The sequence below is a fragment of the Burkholderia sp. Tr-862 genome (genome assembly GCF_011753085.1).
Classification (GTDB): domain Bacteria; phylum Pseudomonadota; class Gammaproteobacteria; order Burkholderiales; family Burkholderiaceae; genus Burkholderia; species Burkholderia ambifaria.
On the sequence record NZ_VWWG01000225.1, the window covers coordinates 1 to 8,183 of the forward strand.

An 8,183-nucleotide genomic window follows, 5' to 3' on the forward strand; every position below is an offset into this window, starting at 1 on the left:
TCATCGCGGGAGCGCATGCACGCGACGGTTTACAATATGCGTTTGTGCCGTGACGCAATGCGCCCGGCACGCCAGACGCGCCATTCTACCGGCGCCCATCATCGAAGAGACCAGGAGACTCCGTGACGATCTACAAACTGGGCGAGACGGCCCCGACGATCCACGAAAGCGTATTCGTCGCCGATACGGCGGCCATCATCGGCAAGGTCGTGCTGGAGGAAAACGCGAGCGTCTGGTTCGGCGCGACGATTCGCGGCGACAACGAGACGATCACGGTCGGCACCGGCAGCAATGTCCAGGAAGGCGCGGTCCTGCACACCGACCCCGGTTTTCCCCTGACGATTGCGGAAAACGTGACGATCGGGCACCAGGCGATGCTGCACGGATGCACGATCGGCGAAGGTTCGCTGATCGGGATTCAGGCGGTGGTCTTGAATGGTGCGGTCATCGGCCGCAACTGTCTGGTTGGTGCAGGCGCGGTCGTGACGGAAGGCAAGGTGTTCCCGGACAACTCGCTGATTCTCGGCGCCCCGGCGAAAGTCGTGCGCGAGCTGTCGGCGGACGACATCGCGCGACTGCGCGCCAATGCGAAGACGTACGTCGAGCGACGTGCGCATTTCAAGGAGCAACTCGTGCGGATCGGGTGATTCGCGCGATTTCAAGGAAGAAGAGTGAGCGACCAGTTACAGAAATTCATGTTCAATTCGGCACCCGTGCGCGGCGAAATCGTGTCGCTGCGCAACACGTGGCAAGAGGTGCTTTCCCGCCGTGACTACCCTGCCCCGGTGCGCACGGTGCTCGGCGAGATGATGGCCGCGTGTGCGCTGCTGTCCGCGAACCTGAAATTTCACGGCACCCTGATCATGCAGATCTTCGGCGACGGGCCGGTCCAGATGCTGGTCGTCCAGTGCAGCTCGGACCTGTCGATGCGCGCCACGGCCAAGTTCGCCGGCGACGCGGCGCAGACGATCGGCGACGACACGAGCTTTGCGTCGCTCGTCAACGCGAGCGGCCACGGCCGTTGCGTGATCACGCTCGACCCGGCCGAGAAGCTGCCGGGCCAGCAGCCGTACCAGGGCATCGTGCCGCTGAACGGCGTCGACGGTCCGCTCGAATCGGTGTCGCAGGTGCTCGAGCACTACATGCATCACTCGGAGCAGCTCGACACGCGGCTGTGGCTCGCGGCCGATCGCGACCGCGCGGTCGGCATGCTGCTGCAGAAGCTGCCGGGCGACGGCGGCATCGTGCCGCGCAACGCCGAGACGGACATCGATACCTGGGAGCGTGTCTGCACGCTCGGCGGCACGCTGTCCGCGAAGGAACTGCTCGAGGTCGAACCGGAAGTCGTGTTCCGCCGACTCTTCTGGCAGGAAAACGTGCAGCACTTCGAACCGGCCGGTACGCGCTTCCAGTGCTCGTGCTCGCGCGAGAAGGTCGGCGCGATGCTGCGCATGCTCGGTCGCGATGAAGTCGACAGCGTGATCGTCGAGCGCGGTCATGTCGAGATTCACTGCGAGTTCTGCAACCAGCGCTACGAATTCGACCCCGTCGACGTCGCGCAGTTGTTCGCCGCGCCGGAACTCGCGACCGGCATCACGCCCGCGACCGGCCAGCGTCACTGAGCCGCGCACCCGTGCCCGCGATGCGGGCGCGGGCGCATAATGGACGCATGAGCGTCGCACGCACGGCTCGGTCGCCCCAGGCCCGGCCTTCGGTGCAAGCCGGTTCTCGCTGTCGGCGCGCTGCTGGAGAGATACATGAATCGCCCGTTCCGCACCCTCGTCCTGACCAGCGTCGCCGCCGGCACGCTGGCCCTCGCCGGCTGCGCGGTGCAGCCGCCTTCGTCGACGATCCTGAGCCGCCTGCCCGAACCGGGCGCATCGGGCGGCCAGCCGCCCGCGCTGTCGAGTGCGGAACGCAAACGCTACGACGATATAGACCGGCAGGTGCTGCGCGAGCAGAACGATGCCATGGCAGCCGAGGCAGCCGCGCGCGCGTGGGCGTATTACTCGCCGCCGCCCGTGACAGTCTATGGCGGCTATTACGGCGGTTGGGGAAACCGGTGGGGCACCGGTATCGGCTATGGCTACGGTTACCCGGGCTGGTGGTGGTGATGCGCGAACGCGCCGATCGACCCGATTGAAAACTGGCAGGAAATAAAAAAGCGCGGCATTTCCCGCGCTTTTTCAATGGTTCGGACTGCCGTGCTCAGTGATGCGCGGGCTTGCCCTTCTCGCCGCCGTGATGCCGCGACGGCTTTGCAATCGACTGCGGGTTCGGCACGACACGCACGGGCGCCGCGGACACAGCGCCACGAGTCGACGTGTTCGACGGCGTGGTGTTCAGCGGCCCGGCCGGCGTGTTCGGCGACACGAACTGCACGAACACTTCACCGTCCTTCACCATGCCCATCTCGTAGCGCCCACGCTCCTCGATGGCCGCGGTGCCGCTTTGCAGATCCTGCACTTCCCCCGCGATCCGTTCATTGCGCAGCTTCTCGTCCGCGTTCTTCTGCAGCTGATCGCCGAGTTGCTGACGCAATTCGTGCACCCGCAACCAGCCGCCGTGTCCCCACCATAGGGGGTACTGAATGAGCGCCAGCAAGGCAATCAGGACGACAGTGACAAGCCGCATGTAAGAGACGCAGATATAAGAAGCGCCGCTTCGCGCGAATGCACGGAGCGGCGTCGAGGTGACGAACCCGATAGTAACGCGTTAGCGCAGGTTATAGAAAGCCGATTTGCCCGGGTAGCTCGCGATATCGCCGAGATCTTCCTCGATACGCAGCAGCTGGTTGTACTTCGAGATGCGGTCGCTGCGCGACAGCGAACCCGTCTTGATCTGACCGGCGTTCAGGCCGACCGCGATGTCCGCGATCGTCGAATCTTCCGTTTCGCCCGAGCGGTGCGAGATCACGGCCGTGTAGCCAGCGCGCTTCGCCATTTCGATTGCCGCGAACGTTTCGGTCAGCGTACCGATCTGGTTGATCTTGATGAGGATCGAGTTCGCGATGCCCTTCTCGATGCCTTCCTTCAGGATGCGCGTGTTCGTGACGAACAGGTCGTCGCCGACGAGCTGCACCTTCTTGCCGAGGCGCTCGGTCAGCAGCTTCCAGCCTTCCCAGTCGCTTTCGTGCATGCCGTCCTCGATCGACACGATCGGGAACTTGTCGGCGAGCGTCGCGAGGTAGTCGGTGAATTCGGCCGACGACAGTTGCAGGCCCTCGCCGGCGAGCTGGTACTTGCCGTCGTGGTAGAACTCGGATGCCGCGCAGTCGAGCGCGAGCAGCACGTCTTCGCCCGCACGGTAGCCGGCCTTCTCGATCGCCTGCAGGATCGTCGACAGGCACTCGTCGTTGCTGCCGAAGTTCGGTGCGAAGCCGCCTTCGTCGCCGACTGCCGTGCTCATGCCGCGGTCGCTCAGGATCTTCTTCAGCGCGTGGAACACTTCCGCGCCGCAACGCAGGGCTTCACGGAACGTCGGCTGGCTGACCGGGACGATCATGAATTCCTGGATGTCGAGGCTGTTGTTCGCGTGCGCGCCGCCGTTGACGATGTTCATCATCGGGACGGGCAGCTGCATCGCGCCCGAGCCGCCGAAGTAGCGGTACAGCGGCAGGCCGGCTTCTTCGGCCGCTGCCTTCGCGACGGCCATCGACACGGCCAGCATCGCGTTCGCGCCGAGGCGCGACTTGTTGTCGGTGCCGTCCAGCTCGAGCAGGGTCTTGTCGAGGAACGCCTGTTCCGATGCGTCGAGGCCCATGATGGCTTCGGAGATTTCGGTGTTGATGTGCTCGACGGCCTTCAGCACGCCCTTGCCGTTGTAGCGGCCGGCTTCGCCGTCACGCAGTTCGATCGCTTCACGCGAGCCGGTGGACGCGCCCGACGGCACCGCCGCGCGGCCCATCGTGCCCGATTCGAGCAGCACGTCGCATTCGACGGTGGGGTTTCCGCGCGAATCCAGAATCTCGCGGCCGATGATATCTACGATTGCACTCATGGGTTTCCTCTGAGAATGACGATGGATTCTTCAAACTGCGACGGCACGCGTGCCGAAACTGCTTTCGCTAGAGACGCGCGAAGCCGCCGCAAGGTTCATTCGATCTTTAGTTGAAATCGTTTTCCAGGAACGGATGGCGCTTCACCGCCTGGTCGAGCGTGACGAGGGTCTCCAGCAGCGCGCCCATCCGGTTCAGCGGCACCGCGTTCGGGCCGTCCGACTTCGCTTCGGCCGGATTCGGGTGCGTTTCCATGAACAGGCCCGCGACGCCCGTCGCGACCGCGGCACGCGCGAGCACCGGCACGAATTCGCGCTGGCCGCCCGAGCTCGTGCCCTGCCCGCCCGGCAGCTGCACCGAGTGGGTCGCGTCGAACACGACCGGCGCGCTCGTCTCGCGCATGATCGCGAGCGAACGCATGTCGGACACGAGGTTGTTGTAGCCGAACGAGACGCCGCGCTCGCACGCCATGAAGCGGTCTTCCGACAGACCGGCTTCACGGGCCGCTTCACGCGCCTTGTCGATCACGTTCTTCATGTCGTGCGGCGCGAGGAACTGGCCCTTCTTGATGTTGACGGGCTTGCCCGAACGCGCGCACGCATGGATGAAGTCGGTCTGGCGGCACAGGAACGCGGGCGTCTGCAGCACGTCGACGACCGACGCGACCTGCTCGATCTCGTCGATCGAATGCACGTCGGTCAGCACCGGCAGGCCGAGCTGGCGCTTCACCTCGCCGAGGATCCGCAGGCCCTCGTCCATTCCGAGGCCGCGAAACGACTTGCCCGAGCTGCGGTTCGCCTTGTCGTAGGACGACTTGTAGATGAACGGCACGTTCAGCTTCTCGCAGATCTCCTTCAGGCGGCCCGCCGTGTCGATCGTCATTTGCTCCGATTCGACGACGCAGGTACCCGCGATCAGGAAGAAAGGCTGGTCGAGACCGACCTCGAAATCGCACAGCTTCATGCTTTCACTCCGCGCGCTTGCTTGTTGGCGAGCGCGGCTTCGACGAACGATTTGAACAGCGGATGGCCGTCACGCGGCGTCGACGTGAATTCCGGGTGGAACTGGACGCCGACGAACCACGGGTGCATCGAACGGGGCAGCTCCATCATTTCCGGCAGATCCTCGCTCGGGGTACGGGCGCTGATGATAAGGCCGCCGGCTTCGAGCTGGGGCACGAAGCGGTTATTGACTTCATAACGGTGGCGATGGCGCTCGTTCACGTCCTTGCCATAGATCTCTGCGGCCATCGTGCCCGGCTTGATCGGGCAGCGCTGCGAGCCGAGGCGCATCGTGCCGCCGAGATCCGACTCTTCGGTGCGCGTCTCGACCTTGCCGTCGCGGTCGTACCACTCGGTGATCAGCGCGACCACGCGTTCCGGCGTTTCCGGATCGAATTCCGTGCTGTTCGCCTGTTTCAGGCCGACGACGTCGCGTGCGAATTCGATCACCGCGAGCTGCATGCCGAGACAGATGCCGAGGTACGGCACCTTCGACTCGCGCGCGTAGCGGATCGCCCCGATCTTGCCTTCCGTGCCGCGACGGCCAAAACCGCCCGGAACGAGCACCGCATCCAGGTGCTTCAGGCTGTCGACACCGTTCGTCTCGATTTCTTCCGAGTCGATGTACTCGATGTTGACCTTGGTCGACGTATGCAGCGATGCGTGGCGCAGCGCCTCGATCAGCGACTTGTACGACTCGGTCAGATCGACATACTTGCCGACCATGCCGATCGTCACTTCTTGCTTCGGGTTTTCCAGCTTCTCGACGAGCTCCGACCACATGCTCAGGTCGGCGTCCTTCGGCGACAGCTTCAGCTCCTCGCAGATGATCCGGTCGAGGCCCTGGTCGTGCAGCATCTGCGGAATCTTGTAGATGCTGTCGGCGTCCCACACCGAAATCACGGCGTCTTCCGGCACGTTCGAGAACATCGAGATCTTCTTCGATTCGTCGTCGGGGATGCGGCGATCCGCACGGCACAGCAGCACGTGCGGCAGGATGCCGATCTCGCGCAGCTTCTGCACGCTGTGCTGGGTCGGCTTCGTCTTCAGCTCGCCTGCCGTCGCGACGTACGGCACGAGCGTCAGGTGCACGAAGCACGCGCTGTTGCGGCCGAGGCGCAGGCTCATCTGGCGTGCGGCTTCCAGGAACGGCAGCGACTCGATGTCGCCGACGGTACCGCCGATCTCGACGATCGCGACGTCCGGCTCGCCGCAGGTGGCCGATGCCGCCCCGCGCTCGATGAATGCCTGGATTTCGTTCGTGATGTGCGGGATCACCTGCACGGTCTTGCCGAGATAGTCGCCGCGGCGTTCCTTGCGGATCACCGATTCGTAGATCTGGCCGGTCGTGAAGTTGTTGGCCTTGCGCATCTTCGTGCTGATGAAGCGCTCATAGTGGCCGAGGTCGAGGTCGGTCTCCGCTCCGTCTTCCGTCACGAACACTTCGCCGTGCTGGAACGGGCTCATCGTGCCGGGGTCGACGTTGATGTAGGGATCGAGTTTGAGGAGGGTGACTTTCAGACCGCGCGATTCAAGGATCGCGGCGAGAGAGGCGGCGGCAATACCCTTGCCGAGGGAAGAAACTACGCCGCCGGTGACGAAAACATATTTGGTCATCGCTGGATGCTCGCGGGAAAAACGGATTATACCGTAAAGCCCGCCCTTCTCTCAGCAATTGGCGCGATGATCGCGCCCCTTCGCGCAGTGCCGCACCGGCTGTGCGGACCGACGCGAACCGACCGGCCGGTCGGTGCACCGCGCATGTGCAACGCAGTGCACCGGACTGCGTCAGGCGCGCTTCGCGAGCGCCACGCTGTCGCGCGGCACGCCGCCCTCCGTCGCCTTCAGCGAATTCAGCATCCGCTGCAATGCGCGGGCCGTCTCGATCGGCCGCTCCATCGGGAACAGGTGGCTGCCCTCGAGCCATTCGATGCGCCCGCGCGCCGCGCGGCGCGTCGCGTCGAGCCCGACCTGCCGCACTTCGCGCGAGCGCGTGCCGGCGAGAAAGCCGAGCGGCACCGGCGCGCCGTGCGCGAGCCGCGGGCCGAGCGTGTGCGGCCACGTCCGGTAGATCAGGTATTCGACCTGGCGGTCGAATGCGAGCGCGCGTTCGCCGTCGGCGCCCGCCTGCGGGATGCCGTAGTCGATGTAGTCGGACAGCATCCGTTCGTCCCAGCGGGCGAACGCCGGTTTCGCGTGGAAGTGCCGCCAGACTTCGTCGCGGCTCGTCCAGCGCGTGCGCCGGTTGCGGGTCGCGGCCGCCGGCGACAGCCGCTCGTCGAGCCCGGCCCACTGGCTCGCACGCAGCGCGCCGGCGCGCCAGCCCGCGATGATCGGCGAATCGATCATCACCACGCCGCGCACCCATTGCGGCTTTTTCAGCGCGGCCATCAGCGACAGGTAGCCGCCGAGCGAATGGCCGACGAGCCAGACCGGGCGCTCGTAGCGGCCGCCGATGTCGTCGAGCAGCTGCTCGACGAGATGCGGCCAGTCGCGCGTCACCGGGTAACGACGATCGTGACCGATGCGCTCGATGTAGCGCAGCTCGTAGTCGTCTGCCAGCTCGGCGAAGATCGTCCGGTACGTCGACGCCGGAAAACCGTTCGCATGCGAGAAGTGGAGGATGTCCTTCAAACGCCAATGTCTCCTGTGTCGATCACCGGTCCATCCAGTACCGTCGCTGCGCGTCGCGATAACGCTCGAACGCGAACACGCCGCCCGCCGGCGCGACGTCGAACCGCACGGCCCCGTCGCGATCGGTGCGCGGCAGCGGAATCCCGCGCGCCTCGTAGCGCGCGAGGACCGTCCGGTGCGGATGCCCGAAGCGATTGCGATAGCCTACAGGAAATACCGCGACGCGCGGCTCGACCGAATCGAGGAAAGGCTCGACCGACGACGTGCGGCTGCCGTGATGCGGAACGACGAGGATTTGCGCGGCCAGTGCGTCGCGCGCGTCGGCCAGCAGCCGCCGCTCGGCGCGCGCCTCGATGTCGCCCGTCAACAGTGCCGACGTGCCGCCCGCGTCGATGCGCAACACACAGGATTGCTCGTTCGACGGGCCTGCGCCTGCCACGCCGGGCGGCCACAGCATCGTGAAGACGACACCGTCCCAGGTCCATCGCTGCCCAGCCGCGCACGGCAGCCGATCGGCCACGCCGGCCGCCTGCGCGTCGCGCCACAGCCGG

At 65.4% G+C, this 8,183-nt stretch carries 8 protein-coding genes and 1 pseudogene; 3 read left to right on the forward strand and 6 right to left on the reverse strand.

What is annotated here, in order from left to right; translation table 11 throughout:
• The first annotated feature begins 122 nt into the window (after nt 1–122).
• From F3J14_RS31880 to F3J14_RS31890, 3 genes are all read left to right on the forward strand, one after another.
• Nucleotides 123–647 carry a gamma carbonic anhydrase family protein gene (locus tag F3J14_RS31880; protein WP_006761906.1) on the forward strand — a complete coding sequence of 175 codons (525 nt, stop codon included), beginning with the start codon at nt 123–125 and terminating at the stop codon, nt 645–647.
• 24 nt (nt 648–671) lie between these two features.
• Complete coding sequence (gene hslO, locus F3J14_RS31885; protein ID WP_166726313.1) at nt 672–1,622, forward strand: Hsp33 family molecular chaperone HslO; 951 nt, start codon at nt 672–674, stop codon at nt 1,620–1,622.
• Between the two features lie 135 nt (nt 1,623–1,757).
• Entirely contained in the window at nt 1,758–2,114 is a 357-nt protein-coding gene (locus tag F3J14_RS31890) for a hypothetical protein (RefSeq protein ID WP_166726314.1), read from the forward strand.
• A gap of 94 nt (nt 2,115–2,208) precedes the next feature.
• Here the strand turns inward: F3J14_RS31890 and ftsB are convergent, their stop codons facing one another.
• The 6 genes and pseudogenes from ftsB to F3J14_RS31920 all read right to left on the reverse strand — a co-directional run.
• On the reverse strand, nt 2,209–2,634 hold the full coding sequence (gene ftsB, locus F3J14_RS31895) for a cell division protein FtsB (RefSeq protein WP_006751591.1): 426 nt from the start codon (nt 2,632–2,634) through the stop codon (nt 2,209–2,211).
• Nucleotides 2,635–2,715: 81 nt separating this feature from the next.
• Nucleotides 2,716–3,999, reverse strand: a complete 1,284-nt coding sequence (eno, locus tag F3J14_RS31900) for a phosphopyruvate hydratase (RefSeq protein ID WP_006751590.1) — start codon at nt 3,997–3,999, stop codon at nt 2,716–2,718.
• 106 nt (nt 4,000–4,105) lie between these two features.
• Nucleotides 4,106–4,960 carry a 3-deoxy-8-phosphooctulonate synthase gene (gene kdsA, locus F3J14_RS31905; protein WP_006761902.1) on the reverse strand — a complete coding sequence of 285 codons (855 nt, stop codon included), beginning with the start codon at nt 4,958–4,960 and terminating at the stop codon, nt 4,106–4,108.
• Nucleotides 4,957–6,615 carry a CTP synthase gene (locus F3J14_RS31910; protein ID WP_166726315.1) on the reverse strand — a complete coding sequence of 553 codons (1,659 nt, stop codon included), beginning with the start codon at nt 6,613–6,615 and terminating at the stop codon, nt 4,957–4,959. The genes kdsA and F3J14_RS31910 overlap by 4 nt, the downstream gene beginning before the upstream one ends.
• Before the next feature lie 171 nt (nt 6,616–6,786).
• Entirely contained in the window at nt 6,787–7,632 is an 846-nt protein-coding gene (locus F3J14_RS31915; protein WP_166726316.1) for an alpha/beta hydrolase, read from the reverse strand.
• A gap of 22 nt (nt 7,633–7,654) precedes the next feature.
• Nucleotides 7,655–8,183 (reverse strand): annotated as a pseudogene (locus F3J14_RS31920) (competence protein ComEC); the annotation flags it as partial.

Coding starts and splice junctions, on each gene's coding strand:
- F3J14_RS31890 (WP_166726314.1), top strand. CDS start 1,758: ATGAATCGCCCGTTCCGCACCCTCGTCCTGACCAGCGTCGCCGCCGGC.
- ftsB (WP_006751591.1), bottom strand. CDS start 2,634: ATGCGGCTTGTCACTGTCGTCCTGATTGCCTTGCTGGCGCTCATTCAG.
- eno (WP_006751590.1), bottom strand. CDS start 3,999: ATGAGTGCAATCGTAGATATCATCGGCCGCGAGATTCTGGATTCGCGC.
- kdsA (WP_006761902.1), bottom strand. CDS start 4,960: ATGAAGCTGTGCGATTTCGAGGTCGGTCTCGACCAGCCTTTCTTCCTG.
- F3J14_RS31910 (WP_166726315.1), bottom strand. CDS start 6,615: ATGACCAAATATGTTTTCGTCACCGGCGGCGTAGTTTCTTCCCTCGGC.